The 12,657-nt window shown below is 68.6% G+C and carries 11 protein-coding genes and 1 pseudogene; 9 read left to right on the forward strand and 3 right to left on the reverse strand.

What is annotated here, in order from left to right:
* Positions 1-19: 19 nt before the first annotated feature.
* A complete protein-coding gene (locus ABIB42_RS05165; protein ID WP_005670324.1) occupies positions 20-472 on the reverse strand; it encodes a CBS domain-containing protein in 453 nt (150 codons plus the stop codon).
* A gap of 200 nt (positions 473-672) precedes the next feature.
* On the opposite strand from ABIB42_RS05165, the gene ABIB42_RS05170 reads away from it, so the two are divergent.
* From ABIB42_RS05170 to ABIB42_RS05180, 3 genes are all read left to right on the forward strand, one after another.
* Positions 673-1,983: an O-acetylhomoserine aminocarboxypropyltransferase gene (locus tag ABIB42_RS05170; RefSeq protein WP_429247996.1), complete on the forward strand. Its 1,311-nt coding sequence runs from the start codon at positions 673-675 to the stop codon at positions 1,981-1,983.
* A gap of 1 nt (position 1,984) precedes the next feature.
* Positions 1,985-2,794 carry an alpha/beta fold hydrolase gene (locus tag ABIB42_RS05175; RefSeq protein WP_429247997.1) on the forward strand — a complete coding sequence of 270 codons (810 nt, stop codon included), beginning with the start codon at positions 1,985-1,987 and terminating at the stop codon, positions 2,792-2,794.
* Positions 2,795-2,879: 85 nt separating this feature from the next.
* Positions 2,880-3,914 carry an alpha/beta hydrolase family protein gene (locus ABIB42_RS05180; RefSeq protein WP_005670319.1) on the forward strand — a complete coding sequence of 345 codons (1,035 nt, stop codon included), beginning with the start codon at positions 2,880-2,882 and terminating at the stop codon, positions 3,912-3,914.
* A gap of 25 nt (positions 3,915-3,939) precedes the next feature.
* Here the strand turns inward: ABIB42_RS05180 and ABIB42_RS05185 are convergent.
* Together ABIB42_RS05185 and ABIB42_RS05190 are read right to left on the reverse strand one after the other, a co-directional pair.
* Positions 3,940-4,488 (reverse strand): annotated as a pseudogene (locus tag ABIB42_RS05185) (cytochrome-c peroxidase); the annotation flags it as partial.
* A 196-nt stretch (positions 4,489-4,684) separates the two neighbouring features.
* Positions 4,685-6,094 (reverse strand): YihY family inner membrane protein, encoded by a 1,410-nt coding sequence (locus tag ABIB42_RS05190; protein WP_429247998.1) that lies wholly within the window; start codon positions 6,092-6,094, stop codon positions 4,685-4,687.
* A gap of 71 nt (positions 6,095-6,165) precedes the next feature.
* Here ABIB42_RS05190 and wrbA point away from each other — a divergent pair, with 71 nt between their 5' ends.
* From wrbA to ABIB42_RS05220, 6 genes are read left to right on the forward strand one after another with little or no spacing between them, the layout of a single operon-like run.
* On the forward strand, positions 6,166-6,777 hold the full coding sequence (gene wrbA, locus ABIB42_RS05195) for an NAD(P)H:quinone oxidoreductase (RefSeq protein WP_184237383.1): 612 nt from the start codon (positions 6,166-6,168) through the stop codon (positions 6,775-6,777).
* Positions 6,777-7,178, forward strand: coding sequence for a DUF2069 domain-containing protein (locus ABIB42_RS05200; RefSeq protein ID WP_071363037.1), 402 nt, complete (start codon positions 6,777-6,779; stop codon positions 7,176-7,178). Before wrbA ends, ABIB42_RS05200 begins: the two co-directional genes overlap by 1 nt.
* Positions 7,171-8,592, forward strand: coding sequence for an FAD-binding oxidoreductase (locus ABIB42_RS05205; RefSeq protein WP_429247999.1), 1,422 nt, complete (start codon positions 7,171-7,173; stop codon positions 8,590-8,592). Before ABIB42_RS05200 ends, ABIB42_RS05205 begins: the two co-directional genes overlap by 8 nt.
* A gap of 13 nt (positions 8,593-8,605) precedes the next feature.
* On the forward strand, positions 8,606-9,034 hold the full coding sequence (locus ABIB42_RS05210; protein WP_429248000.1) for a DUF4124 domain-containing protein: 429 nt from the start codon (positions 8,606-8,608) through the stop codon (positions 9,032-9,034).
* Complete coding sequence (locus ABIB42_RS05215; protein ID WP_429248001.1) at positions 9,022-11,571, forward strand: FtsX-like permease family protein; 2,550 nt, start codon at positions 9,022-9,024, stop codon at positions 11,569-11,571. The genes ABIB42_RS05210 and ABIB42_RS05215 overlap by 13 nt, the downstream gene beginning before the upstream one ends.
* Positions 11,571-12,638 (forward strand): lipocalin-like domain-containing protein, encoded by a 1,068-nt coding sequence (locus tag ABIB42_RS05220; protein ID WP_005670303.1) that lies wholly within the window; start codon positions 11,571-11,573, stop codon positions 12,636-12,638. The genes ABIB42_RS05215 and ABIB42_RS05220 overlap by 1 nt, the downstream gene beginning before the upstream one ends.
* Positions 12,639-12,657: the final 19 nt, after the last annotated feature.

The raw sequence follows: 12,657 nt of genomic DNA on the forward strand, positions 1-12,657 counted from the left end.
GCGTCATTCCCGCGGAGGTTCAATCCGGCGCGTTCTGCTCCGCCGGCCAATCGCGGATATACGCCTTGAGCATGCGGTTCTCGAAGCTTTGCGCTTCGAGCACGGCGCGCGCGACGTCGTAGAACGAGATCACGCCCAGCAGGGTGCGGGCGTCCATCACCGGCAGGTAGCGCGCATGCTTTTCGAGCATGATGCGGCGCACCTCGTTGACTTCGGTGTCCGGGGTCACGGTGATCGGGCTGTCGTCCATGTGGCGGCGCACGGTGCCGGCGCCGACCGAGCCGCCGTTCGCGTGCAGCGCCTTGAGCACTTCGCGGAAGGTCAGCATCCCGACCAGGTCGCCGTACTCCATCACCACCAGCGAACCGATATCGTTCTCGGACATCGTGGTCACCGCGTCGACCAGCGGCTGGTCAGGCGTCACGGTGTACAGGATATTGCCCTTCACTTGCAGGATTTCCGAAACTTTCATGTTCGCCACCCCCGCTTCGTCAATATTGCTGATACTGGATAAATTTGTATAAGGCATAACACCGACTGTAGCCTATGCCCGCCAAAAAATCCAGCGTTGCGCTGCATCATGGTGCGCGCTCAGTGACAAGATGGTGCAGCGCAGATTGCGCAAAGACCCATAACTGCTAGGATGCGCCATCCCTTTGATACGAGTCCAGCATGAGCGCTCCCCGACCTCCCGGTTTCGACACCCTGTCCCTGCACGCGGGCAGCGCACCCGATCCCGCCACCGGCGCGCGCGCCACGCCGATCCATTTCACGTCCTCGTTCGCCTTCCGCGATTCCGGGCATGGCGCGGCGCTGTTCAATATGGAACAGAGCGGCCATGTGTATTCGCGCATCTCGAATCCGACCAATGCGTTGCTCGAAGAGCGCATCGCGGCGCTCGAAGGCGGCGTGGCTGGCATCGCCACCGCCAGCGGCCAGGCGGCCATGCACCTGGGATTGAGCACGCTGGTGGGCGCCGGCGACCATATCGTGGCCTCGCGCGCGCTGTACGGCGGTTCGCACAACCTGCTGGCCCATACCCTGCGCAGGTTCGGCGTCGAGACCACTTTCGTCGACCCGCGCGACCTCGATGCCTGGCGCGCCGCGATCAAGCCATCGACCAAGCTGCTGTTCGGCGAAACGCTGGGCAATCCGGGCCTGGACGTGCTCGACATCCCGGCGATCGCGGGGCTCGGGCACGCGCACGACCTGCCGCTGATGGTCGATGCGACCTTCACCACCCCTTACCTGCAGCGCCCCTTCGAGCTGGGCGCCGACCTGCTGTTCCACTCGGCCACCAAGTTCCTGTGCGGCCACGGCACCGCGATCGGCGGCCTGCTGGTCGATGGCGGCACCTTCGACTGGCAGGCCGCGCATGACCGGAGCGGCCGCTTCGCCACCCTGTGCGAGCCATATGAGGGCTTTCATGGCATGGTGTTCAGCGAAGAGTCGACCGTCGGCGCCTTCGCCCTGCGCGCGCGGCGCGAAGGCTTGCGCGACTTCGGCGCCGCAATGAGCCCGCACAACGCCTTCGCCATCCTGCAGGGCGTCGAGACGCTCGGCCTGCGCATGGAGCGCCACGTCGCCAATACCCGGCGCGTGGTCGAGTTCCTCGCCACGCAGCCGATGGTGGCGTCGGTGTCCTATCCGGAACTCGACAGCCACCCGGACCATGCGCTGGCGCAGCGTATCCTGCCGAAAGGCTGCGGCGCGGTCTTCACCTTCGAGCTGAAAGGCGACCGCGCCGCCGGCCGCCGTTTCGCCGACGGTTTGCAGGTGTTCTCGCATCTGGCGAACGTGGGCGACGCCAGGTCGCTGGTCATCCATCCGGCATCGACCACCCATTTCCGGGTGCCGGCCGGGCACCTGGCGGCCAGCGGGGTCACGGAAGGCACATTGCGCCTGTCGATCGGGCTGGAAGACCCGGACGACCTGATCGACGACTTGAAGCGTGGCTTGAAACTGGCCGCGAAGGGGGCCTGAGATGCTGCTCGACGTTCATGGCCATCAGGCCTACTGCTACACCGGCGGCAAGGCATTCGACCCAGGCCAGCCGGCCGTCGTGCTGCTTCACGGCGCGCAGAACGACCATTCCGTCTGGGCCCTGCAGAGCCGCGCCCTCGCCCATCGCGGCTACGCGGTGCTGGCGCCGGATCTGCCGGGGCACGGCCGCAGCAGCGGCCCGCCCTTGCAGCGCGTCGAAGCGATGGCGGACTGGATCCTGGCTTTGCTTGCCGTGGCCGGCGTAAAGCGCGCCGTCCTGGCCGGGCACAGCATGGGCGCGCTCATCGCGCTGGATGCGACCCACCGCGCGCCAGAGCGCGTGAGCGGCCTGGCCCTGCTGGGCGCCGCCTACCCGATGCGGGTATCGGACGCGCTGCTGGAAGCCGCGCGCACCGAACAGGACGCGGCCATCGACATGGTCGCCGCCTGGTCGCATGCCTCCTGGCTGCCCGGCCCCTCGACCGCCGGTCCGGGCATCTCCGTGATCAACACCGCGCGGCGCCTGATGCAGCGCATGGCGGCGCGCGGCGCGCCGCAGCTGTTCCATACGGATTTCGCCGCCTGCAATGCGTATGCGAATGGCGAGACTGCCGCCGCCTCGGTTGCCTGTCCGACGCTGTTCGTGCAGGGCATGAAGGACATGATGACGCCGCCGCGCTCGACGAAGCTGCTGACCGGTGCGCTCCGGCACGGCAAGATCGTCACCGTCGACGCCGGCCACGCGATGATGAGCGAAGCGCCGGATGCGGTGCTCGACGCCTTGCTCGGCTTTGTTGCAATGAGCCGATAACAAGGGAAAATTTATTTCCGGAGGATGTTCTTTTCCTGTTTTTAGGGGCAATATAAGGCGATTCTTTCCTATTCGGAAAATGACGATGAAATGGATTCGCCGCCTGTCGATCGTCTTGCTCGCCGGGGCCACTGCGTTCGGCATCGTCCTGGTCGGGACCGCCTTGCGCGCCGAGCGCCCCGTTGGATTCGATCTGGTCCGCGTGAACGACACCGATGGCCAGGCATTCGCGGTCGCCATCTGGTATCCGACCGAAGCGCGCGCCTGGCCGACCACCTGGCTCGGCCTCAGGCTGATGGCAGTGGCGCGCGATGCGCCGGTATCAGGACGGAACTTGCCGCTGGTGGTGATTTCACACGGAAATGCCGGCGGTCCGGGCAGCCACGCAGACCTGGCGCTCGCGCTGTCCGATGCCGGCTACGTCGTCGCGGCGCCCATGCACCCCGGCGACAATCACATCGACCAGAGCGCTGCCGGCACCGTGCCCTGGATCAGCGGACGCACCAGGCAGGTCGGCATCGCCATCGACCATCTGCTCACGAGGTGGAGAGGCAGCGCAGCCATCGACCCGGGCCGGATCGGGGCGTATGGGTTCTCCGCGGGCGGCGCCACGTTGCTGGCCTCCGCCGGCGCCCGGCCGGACCTGCGCCAGATTGCACACCATTGCGCCGAGACGCCCGAGTTCGTTTGCCAGCTGTTCCGGGACGGGCACTCTCCGCTGCTGGACCCCGAGGCAGCGCAACTGGGCAACAACTATTCCCATGATCCACGAATCAAGGCCCTGGTCGTGGCGGCGCCCGGCCTGGGCTTCCTGATGGGACCGGATGCCTTGCGGGACGTCCGCGTGCCCGTCCAGCTGTGGAGTGGCGAGCAGGATCGGCTCGTCAGCTATGCCAGCAACAGCAAGCCGCTGCGCGATGCGCTGGGCGAGCGCGCACAATTCCACTCGGTTCCCGGGGCCGGACATTTTTCATTCCTGGTGCCGTGCGGCGTCCTGGGACCACCGGCGCTGTGCGACGATGGCGAGGGATTCGACCGGCCAGCCTTCCATGCGCGCATGAACGCCAGCGTCATCGAATTCTTCGACCAGCATCTGAAAGCCACCCCGGCTTCGCTTTGACCAGAACGCCAACCCAGCTGCCCACTCAGTCGAAAGGCTGAGGCCGCTTGGTCGCGTCGCTCGACGGCGGCAGGATCGGCAGCACGACCCGGGGCTGCTCGCCGGTCAGCGTCTTCAGGAAGGCGACCACGTCGGCGATCTCGGCCTCGCTGAACTTCCTGCCCAGTTGCAGGCGGCCCATCGTGTCCACGGCCTGGCCCAGGGTATCGGCCGCGCCGTCATGGAAATAGGGATAGGTCAGCTCGACGTTGCGCAAGGTCGGCACCTTGAAATAGAAGCGGTCGATGTCCTGCTTGGTGACGGCAAAGCGGCCTTCGGCCGTGCTGGTCGTCTTGCAGGCTTCGATCAGGCCCATCTTCTGGAACGAGACGCCGCCGACGTTCGGGCCGTTGTGGCAGGCGATGCAGCCGCTGCTCTTGAACAACTCGTAGCCCCGCAACTCCTGCGCATTGATCGCCGTCTTGTCCCCCTGCAGCCACTTGTCGAAGCGCGCATTGGGCGTGACCAGCGTTTCCTCGAAGGCGGTGATGGCGGACGTGACCTCGTCGATGGTGAGCTTGTCGTGGCCGAATATCGCGTGAGCGCCATCTCGCCGGGGTTGGCATCCGCATGGTGTTCATCATCACTCCTGGCTGGAAAAACACGCCCGGTATTGATTTCCGGACAGTGTCTTCAGCCTAAGCGTGAGTGTCGCCGGAGGCAATATCGCCGGCCCGGCCAACGCGTCAAAACATAGCGTGAGTCAAGAAAGCGCCGTCACGACGGCAAGCTCAGCTGGTAGCGCGCGCCTCGATGTCCGCCAGCACGGCATCTTCGGGATCGCCGAAGTGCGCCGCCAGCGTCTGCTCCAGCCCCGCCTCGACCGCCTCCTCGACCTGGCGCGCGAGGTTGCCGACGTCGAGCGCCAGCGGCGTGTCCGGCCCGCCCTCTTCGCGCTGCGCGCCTTCCGCCGCCGCGCAGTCGAACACGAACAGCCGGTAGACGTCGGCCAGGCGCAGGCTCGCCGGATCGGCCAGCAGCACCCAGTTCTCCTGGCTGCCGCCGCGGTTGAAACGCCAGCCGGCCCGCGCCGGGGCGTCGTCCTGCACCCGGCCGACCCAGCCCTCGATCACCATCCGGTCCAGCAGGCGGCCCAGCTCGTCGTAGCCGATCCGGGTGTGATCGCGGATCGTGCTGCTCGCCACCAGCGCATTGCCGCTCAGCTTCGCGCTGCCGTACAACACCTTGAGCACCGACATCGCGTCGACGAAGGCGCCACCCGGCGCCGGCTGGTACCACCAGCGTTCATGCTTGACCACCGGCAGCGCCGCCGTCAATACCGCGCCGACCAGCGTGATCATCCAGGTGACATAGATCCAGACCAGGAACAATGGCAGCGCCGCCAGCGCGCCATAGATGATGGCGTAGGTCGGGAACTGGCGGATGAACAGGCCGAAGCCGCGCTTGGCGATCTCGAAGGCGATCGCCGCCGCCAGCGCGCCCCAGAACGCGTCGCGCCAGGCCACCTTGCGGTTGGGCACCACGACGTACAGCAAGGTGTAGCCGGCGGTGGTGACCGCCACCGAGGCCAGGGTGAAGAACAGGGTGCCGAGCAGGGAGGCGCCCTGCTCCAGGCCGCCGGTCACGTCCACCAGTTGCGAGGTGAAACTGATCGACAGGCCGAACAGCAGCGGCCCCAGCGTCAGCAGGGCCCAGTAGACCAGCAGGCGCTGAGGAAGCGGGCGCGGCTGGCGCACGCTCCAGATCTGGTTGAACACGCGCTCGATCAGGCTCATCGTGGCGGCCGTGGTGAACAGCAGCGCCACCGCCCCGAGGGCCGACAGCCCCTTGGCCTTGTCGGCGAACTGGGTCAGGTTGCCGCTGATGGTGCTGGCGATGGCCTTGGGCATCAGGTTCTGCACGAACCAGGCGTCGATCATCTCGCGCACCTGGCCGAAGGCCGGGAACATGGTAAAGATCGCCAGCACGATGGTGAGCAACGGCACCAGGGCCAGGGTCGTGGTGAAGGTCAGGCTGCCCGCCACCTGCGGCAGGCGCTCTTCGCGCAGACGACGCACGGCGAAGCGCACCAGGTCGCGCGCCTCGGGCCAGGTCAGGCCACGCTCGGCGCCGCCACCCGCGAACTCGCCACTCGCGCGCGACAAGCCACTCACCGCCCCGGTCACCGTCTTGTTCACCATGGTGTTGGATTTACCGTATTCGTCATCGTCGCCAGCATGTCATTTCAACAAACCGCACTATAATACCAAGGATGAACATGACCCCACTGAGCATCCTCGTCCTCTACTATTCGCGCCATGGCGCCACGCGCAAGCTGGCCGAACTGATCGCCCAGGGCATCGACAGCGTGCCGGGGGCCGAGGCCCGGCTGCGCACCGTGCCGCCGGTGTCGTCGGTGGCCGAAGCGACCGCGCCCGGGATTCCCGACCAGGGCTCGCCCTATGTCGAACTGGACGACCTGCGCGAATGCGCTGCCCTGGCGCTGGGCTCGCCTACGCGCTTCGGCAATATGGCCGCGAGCATGAAATACTTCCTCGACGGCACCGCGACCGAATGGGTCAACGGGTCGCTGTCCGGCAAGCCGGCCGTGGTCTTCGCCTCCACCGGCAGCCTGCACGGCGGCCAGGAAGCGACCCTGCTGTCGATGATGATCCCCTTGCTGCACCACGGGATGATGGTGATGGGCCTGCCCTACACCCATCCCGAACTGATGAACACCGCCAGCGGCGGCAGCCCCTACGGCGCGACCCACTGGGCCGGCGTCGATGGCAAGCGCCCCGTTACCGAAGAAGAGCGTACGCTGGCGATAGCGCTCGGTCGCCGCCTGGCAGAGGCGGCCCTGAAACTGCAGGGAAACCGCTGATGGGAACAGGGAAAAAAGTCTTTCACGTGGGAGCGATCGCCAGCCTGATCTGGCTGATCGGCTGGCTGGTCGCCTGGGAAGCCTACGTGGCGCCCCTGCAGCCTGGTAGCTGGCTGCTGGCCCTGAAGGCTTTGCCCCTGTTGTTGCCGCTGCGCGGCGTCATCAAGCGCGACCTGTACACCCTGCAATGGTCGTCGATGCTGATCCTGATCTATTTTGCCGAAGGCGTGGTGCGCGCCTGGGCCGACCAGAGTCCGGCCTCGCGCCACATGGCCATCGGCGAGATCGCCCTGGTCGTGGTGTATTACTTCTGCGCCCTGCTCTACCTGCGCCCCTACAAGAAAGAGGCGCAGCGCCTGGCCAAGGAATTGCTGGACAAGGTCAAAGTGCCGCATGGCTGAGCCGTGCCCCGATGCCCTGCTGGCGCGCTGCCGCGCGATCGCCGGCGACGCCCACGTGATCACCGACGAGGCCGCCATGGCGCCGTTCATGGCGGACTGGCGCGGCCGCTACAACGGACGCGGCCTGGCGGTGGTCCTGCCATCCGACACCGCGCAAGTGGCCGCCATCGTCGCCGCCTGCGCTGCGGCGCGCGTGCCGATCGTCCCGCAAGGCGGGCGCACCGGCCTGGTCATGGGCAGCGTCCCGGACACCTCGGGCCGGGCCATCGTGCTGTCGCTGCGGCGCCTGAACCGCATCCGCGCCATCGATCCCCTGAACCGCACCATGACGGTGGAGGCCGGCTGCATCCTGGCCGATGTGCAGGCTGCGGCGAGCGAGGCCGGGATGCTGTATCCGCTGTCGCTGGCGGCCGAAGGCAGCTGCACGATCGGCGGCAACCTGTCGACCAATGCCGGCGGCACCGCCGTCCTACGCTACGGCAATACCCGCGAGCTGTGCCTGGGCCTCGAAGTCGTCAACGCCCAGGGCGAGATCTGGGACGGCTTGCGCGGCCTGCGCAAGGACAATACCGGCTATGCGCTACGCGAGCTCTTCATCGGCGCCGAAGGCACGCTGGGCGTGATCACGGCGGCGGTGCTGAAACTGTACCCGGCGCCGCGCGCCGCCCTCACCGCGCTGGTCGCCCTCGACTCACCGCGCCAGGCCGTCGATCTGCTCGGCCTGCTGCAGGCGCGCTGCGGGGCGGCGCTGACCGGCTTCGAGCTGATGTCCGCGTTTTGCCTGGACCTGGTCGCGGCGCAATTTCCCGACCTGCCGCGGCCGTTCGCGGATCGGCATCCGCAATACGCCTTGGTCGAGCTCTCGAGCAATGAATCCGATGAACACGCCCACGGCCTGCTGGAATCGGGCATAGGCGAGGCACTGGAGGCCGGCGCCGCGCGCGACGCCGTGGTGGCGACCTCGCACAAGCAGGCCCTGGACCTGTGGCGGCTGCGCGAGCACATCCCGCTGGCGCAGGCGGCGGCCGGCAAGAACATCAAGCACGATATTTCGCTGGCGGTGTCGCGCATCCCCGACTTCATCGCGCGCGCCGACGCCGCGCTGCAGGCAGCTTTTCCCGGCTGCCAGCCGGTGACCTTCGGCCACCTGGGCGACGGCAACCTGCACTACAACGTGGCGCCGCCGGCCGGGGAGTCGCACGCGGCCTTCCTGGAAAACCAGGCGCTGGTCAACCGCATCGTGCACGACCTGGTCGTGGATTCCGGCGGCTCGATCTCGGCCGAACACGGCATCGGCATGCTCAAGCGCGAAGAACTGGCGCACTACAAGTCGCCGGTCGAACTTGGCATGATGCGTGCCATCAAAGCCGCGCTCGACCCGCTCGGCATCATGAATCCTGGGAAGATACTATGACCAGGAGTCGCGCATGCACCGCTTGCTCTCGATCGCCACGGCCTGCATCCTGTGCCAGGCCCAGGCCGCTGGCGCCATCTACAAATGCCAGGAGAGTGGGCGCGTGACCTACGCCGACCGCCCCTGCCCCGGCGCCGGCGCGGAGTTGCCCGTGCGCGCCGCGCCGCCGCCCGATCCCGAAACGCTGGCGCGCCTGGATCGCGCGCGCGACCTGGCCATGGGTATCGACAAGCAACGCGCTGACCAGACCCTGCGCGAAGAACGCGACGGCGAACGCGCCCGGCGCGCAGCGCTGGCCCTGCGCAAGCGCTGCGACAAGCTGCGCCTGCAGCGCCAGTGGCTCGAGGAAGACCTGGCGCGCGCGCGCGGCGACGCCAAGGAGGCGGCGCGGATCAAGGCGCGGCGCCAGGCCGAAACGCTGGCGGTGGAATGCCCGGCCTGAGCCGGCTGTCGCGCTGGCTGCTCCTCGGCGAGTGGCGCGCGCATCCGGTGCGGGCGCTGGTCGCCATCGCGGCAATCGCCGTCGGGGTGGCGATGGGCTTCGCCATCCACCTGATCAACGCCGCCGCCTTCAATGAATTCTCGGCCGCCGTCAAGAGCCTGTCGGGCCAGGCCGACATCCAGGTCCAGGGCCGCGAGCCACTGTTCGACGAATCCGTCTATCCCTTCCTGGCCGAACATCCCGAGGTGGCGCTGGCCTCGCCCATCCTCGACGTCCAGGCCGGCGTGCCGGGGGCCGAGGGGCTGCTCCGCATCATCGGCATCGATCCGTTTCGCGCCGGCGCCATCTCGCCCGACCTGCTCGGCGTGACGGGCCCGGGCCGCCGGCTCGACATCCTGGCCGACGACGCGCTCTTTCTGTCGCCGGCGGCCGAGGCCTGGCTGAACAAGCGGCGCGGCGACACCCTGGCGCTGCGCGCCGGCACCGGGGTGGTCGCCCTGCGCGTGGCCGGGCCGGTCCAGCGTGCCCGCGCCGGCCAGCGCCTGGCGGTGATGGACATCGGCGCCGCCCAGTGGCGCCTCAACCGGCTCGGCCAGCTGTCGCGGGTCGACCTCAAATTGCGCGACGGCGTCGACCGCGCCGCCTTCCAGCGCAATCTCGCCGCCCAACTCGACACCACCTGGCCGGGCCGCTTCACGGTCGGCCAGCCGAACGACGCCGACCAGGAAAGCCGCACCGCCAACATGAGCCGCGCCTACCGCGTCAACCTGACCGTGCTGGCGCTGGTGGCGCTGTTCACCGGCGCCTTCCTCGTGTTTTCGACGCAGGCGCTGTCGGTGATGCGCCGCCGCAGCCAGTTCGCGCTGCTGCGGGTGCTGGGCCTGGAGCGCGGCCAGTTGCTGCGCCAGGTGCTGCTCGAAGGGGGCAGCCTGGGCGTGCTCGGGGCGCTGCTCGGCATCGGCGCCGGCTATGCGCTGGCCGCCGCGGCACTGCATTTCTTTGGCGGCGACCTCGGCGCCGGCTACTTCCCCGGCATCCGCCCGCAGGTCGCGTTCACGCCCGGCGCCGCCCTGGTGTTCTTCGCGTTGGGCCTGGGCGTGGCCCTGCTGGGCTGCCTGGCGCCGGCCTGGGAGGCGGCGCGCGCGCGGCCGGCGGTGGCCATCAAGTCCGGGGCCGACGAGGCGCCGCTCACGCGCCTGGCACGGGTCTGGCCCTCGCTCGTGTGCCTGGCGCTGGCCGCGCTGTTCGCCTTCGCGCCGCCGGTGTTCGAGCTGCCGCTGTTCGGCTACCTGGCGATCGCCCTGCTGCTGGTCGGCGGCATCGGCCTGATGCCGCGCTTCGCGGCGCTAACCTTCCGCGCGCTCGCAGCCTTCCTCGGGCGGCGCAAGCGCAGTCCGGCGGTGCTGGCGCTGTCGCTGGCGCGCCTGGCCAACGCGCCGGGCCAGGCCTCGATCGCCCTGGGCGGCATCCTGGCCAGCTTCAGCCTGATGGTGGCGATGGGGATCATGGTGTCGAGCTTTCGGGTCTCGGTCGACGACTGGATGGGCCACATCCTGCCGGCCGACCTGTACGTGCGCACGGTCGATGCCGGCGCCACCGGCTTCCTGAGCGGCGAGCAGCAGGCCGCGCTGATCGATCTTCCAGGCGTCGAGAAAGCGCAATTCTTGCGCACCCGGCGCGTGTCGCTCGCGCCCGAGCGGCCGCCGGTCGTCGTCATCGCCCGCGACATTGACGCCAGCGATCCGGCGCGCCTGCTGTACCTGGTCGGTCAATCGGCGCCAATCCCGCCAGGCAGCCGCCCCGCCTGGGTGTCGGAGGCGATGCTCGACCTGTACGGCGCCCGCGTAGGGCAGCGCCTTCGCCTGCCCCTTGGCGGGGCGCAGGTGGAGTTCTTCGTCGCCGGCGCCTGGCGCGACTACGCCAACCAGGGCGGCTCGGTCGTGATCCAGCTGCAGGACTACCGCCGGCTGACGGGCGAGCGCGAGGTCACCGACGCCGCCCTGTGGAGCGCGCGCGGCGTGGACGCCGCGACGCTGGAAGGCAGCCTGCGCGCGCTGCCGTTCGGACCCTCGCTGAACCTGATGCGGCCCGGCGACATCCGCGCCACCAGCCTCAAGATCTTCGACCGCAGTTTCGCCGTCACTTACCTGCTCGAGGCGATCGCGATCGCCATCGGCCTGTCGGGCATCGCGGCGAGTTTTTCGGCCCAGACTTTGGCAAGGGCGCGAGAATTCGGTATGCTGCGCCACGTCGGCGTCACCCGGCGCCAGGTCTTGCAACTGCTCGCCTTCGAGGGCGGGTTGCTGACAGGCCTCGGCGTCGTCGCCGGTTTCGCGCTCGGGCTGGTGATCAGCCTGATCCTGGTGTACGTGATCAACCCGCAGTCCTTCCACTGGACCATGGGCTTGCACCTGCCCTGGCCCCTGCTCGGCAGCGTGGCCGCGGTGCTGGTCGCTGCATCGGTTGCTACCGCGCTCGTCTCGGGACGCCAGGCATTGTCCGGCGGCCCGGTGCGCGCGGTCAGAGAGGATTGGTAATGCGTTTTATTCTGTGCCTGTTGGTCTTGCTGTCGCTGTCTGCCCATGCCGCGGCGCCCGTGTATGCGCCGGTCACCCCGGGCGCCGGCCTGTCGTTCCCGCGCGACTACGGCGCCCATCCGGAGTTTCGCACCGAGTGGTGGTACGTCACCGGCTGGGTCGAGACGCCCGACAAGCGCCCGCTCGGCTTCCAGGTCACCTTCTTTCGCAGCCGCACCGGCGCCGACAACGCCAACCCGAGCCATTTCGCGCCGCGCCAGCTGGTGATCGGCCACGCGGCGCTGTCCGATCCCCAGGTCGGCCGCCTGGTGCACGACGAGCGCAGCGCGCGCGAGGGCTTCAGCATGGCCTGGGCGCGGCCCGGCAACACCGACCTCAAACTCGACGACTGGCGCATGGTCCGCGATGCGGGCGGCGTCTACCGGGTCACCGTCCGCTCCAACCAGCTGACGCTCGAACTGCGCCTGCGCCCGACCCAGCCGGTGCTGGTGCAGGGCCAGGGCGGCTATTCGCGCAAGGGTCCCAGCGCCCGGCACGCGAGCTACTACTACAGCGAACCGCACCTGGAAGTGAGCGGCACGGTCGGCCGCGCCGGCATGGCGGCCACGCAGGTGAGCGGCAGCGCGTGGCTCGACCACGAATGGTCGAGCGAGGCGCTGCAGCCGGACGCCGTGGGCTGGGATTGGGTCGGCGCCAACCTCGACGACGGCGGCGCCCTGATGGCTTTCCAGATCCGCGACCGCCAAGGTGGTAAACTATGGGCGCACGCCACCCGGCGCGACAAGGCCGGCAAGGTGCTGCACTACGCGCCCGAGCAGATCACCTTCGCGCCGCAGACGCACTGGAAATCGCCGCGCACCGGCGCCACGTATCCGATCGCGACCACGATCAGCACGGGCGGCCAGGCCTGGCAGGTGGTGCCGCTGCAGCAAGACCAGGAACTCGACTCGCGCCGCTCGACCGGCGCCGTGTACTGGGAAGGCGCGGTCACGATCCAGCAGAACGGCCGCCGGGTGGGCCGCGGCTACCTCGAGATGACCGGCTATGTGCAACCCATGAAGCTTTAATAACAATAACGATAACAAG

Source organism: Massilia sp. UYP32 (assembly GCF_050434365.1).
Classification (GTDB): Bacteria; Pseudomonadota; Gammaproteobacteria; order Burkholderiales; family Burkholderiaceae_D; genus Telluria; species Telluria timonae.